This window comes from Prevotella sp. KH2C16, assembly GCF_900113305.1.
GTDB lineage: Bacteria > Bacteroidota > Bacteroidia > Bacteroidales > Bacteroidaceae > Prevotella.
The window spans coordinates 1-1,826 of the sequence record NZ_FOOW01000054.1; the positions used below are offsets into that span (position 1 = coordinate 1).

A 1,826-nucleotide genomic window follows, 5' to 3' on the forward strand; every position below is an offset into this window, starting at 1 on the left:
GGCAGGTTCGCCTCGGAGTTCTTCGAGACGGACATCAGCGTGTCCTACCATTCCAACATGGACGAGTATTCCATTGTCTGTGATCATAAGAATGCCAACATCTGGCACAAGTATGCCGTGCAGGGCGAGTTCCGCCGCTATGACGGCATCAACCTTCTGAAGCACGCCCTGCACAACACCATACCCGACATCAACAAGAGCAAGACGGTGCTTAATGCCGAGGGCAACGAGAAGACGATAAAGGTGCGGGACGGGCACGCCATACAGATGGCGAACGCCAAGATTGAGGAGATACGGCAGGGCTTTGTCGATTGGCTCGGACGGACCCCCGACACGTTCAAGCAGCAGCTCTCCGACCGTTACAACCGTCTTTTCAACTGTTTTGTGCGATCCAACTTCGACGGCACGCACCAGACCTTTCCCGACCTTGACCTCAAACGGTTAGGCATTGCCGACCTTTACAAGAGCCAGAAGGATGCCGTATGGATGCTCAAGACCAACGGCGGGGGTATCTGCGACCACGAGGTGGGAGCGGGCAAGACACTCATCATGTGTACGGCAGCCTACGAGATGAAACGGTTGGGCTTGGCGAACAAACCGATGATTATCGGACTGAAGGCAAACGTATTCGATATTGCCGACACGTTCCGCAAGGCTTATCCCAATGCAAGGATTCTCTATCCGGGCAAGAACGATTTCAGCAAGCAGAACCGCCAGCGTATCTTCAACGACATCAAGAACAATGACTGGGACTGCATCATCCTCACGCACGAGCAGTTCGGCATGATACCGCAGGCACTGGAGATACAGGAGGCTATCCTGCAGAAGGAGATGGACTCCGTGGAGGAAAACCTCGAAGTCCTGAGTATGCAGGGAGCGGACATCTCCCGTGGTATGCTCAAAGGCTTGGAGAAGCGCAAGCAGACACTTGAAGCGAAGTTGCAGAACATACAGGACAGCATCGCCGAGCGCAAGGACGATGCCGTGGACTTCAAAATGATGGGCATCGACCACCTCTTTGTCGATGAAAGTCACCAATTCAAGAACCTGATGTTCAACACCCGCCACGACAGGGTGTCGGGCTTGGGCAATCCCGACGGCTCACAGCGTGCCCTGAACATGCTCTTTGCCATCCGCACCATACAGGAGCGGTCGGGCAAGGACTTGGGGGCAACCTTCCTTTCGGGCACAACTATTTCCAACAGCTTGACCGAACTTTATCTGCTTTTCAAGTACCTCCGTCCGCAGGCGTTGGAGAGGCAGGGTATCAACAGCTTTGACGCATGGGCGGCAGTCTTTGCCAAGAAATCCACCGACTATGAGTTCTCCATCACCAATGAGATTATCCAGAAGGAGCGGTTCCGCACCTTCATCAAGGTGCCGGAGCTGGCTTCGTTCTATGCGGAGATTTGCGACTTCCGCACGGCAAAGGACATCGGTATCGACCGCCCCGAGAAGAACGAGATACTGCACAACATACCGCCAACACCCGAACAGGAAGAATTCATCGGCAAGCTGATGGAGTTCGCCAAGACGGGTAATGCCACGTTGCTCGGGCGCGAACCACTCAGCGAGAGCGAAGAAAAGGCAAAGATGCTCATCGCCACAGACTACGCGAGAAAGATGAGCTTGGATTTACGCATGATAGATTTGGAGGGGTACTCGGATCATATCGACAACAAGGCGAGCCATTGTGCGAAGTTGCTCAATGACTATTATCGGAAGTATGATGCACAGAAAGGAACGCAGTTCGTATTCTCTGACTTGGGGACATACAAGCCCGGAGAATGGAACGTGTATTCGGAAATCAAAAGAAAACTGGTGGA

General features: G+C 53.4%; 1 pseudogene. It reads left to right on the forward strand.

Going from position 1 to position 1,826, the window contains the following annotated elements:
• Positions 1 to 1,826 (forward strand): annotated as a pseudogene (locus BM114_RS13995) (helicase); the annotation flags it as partial.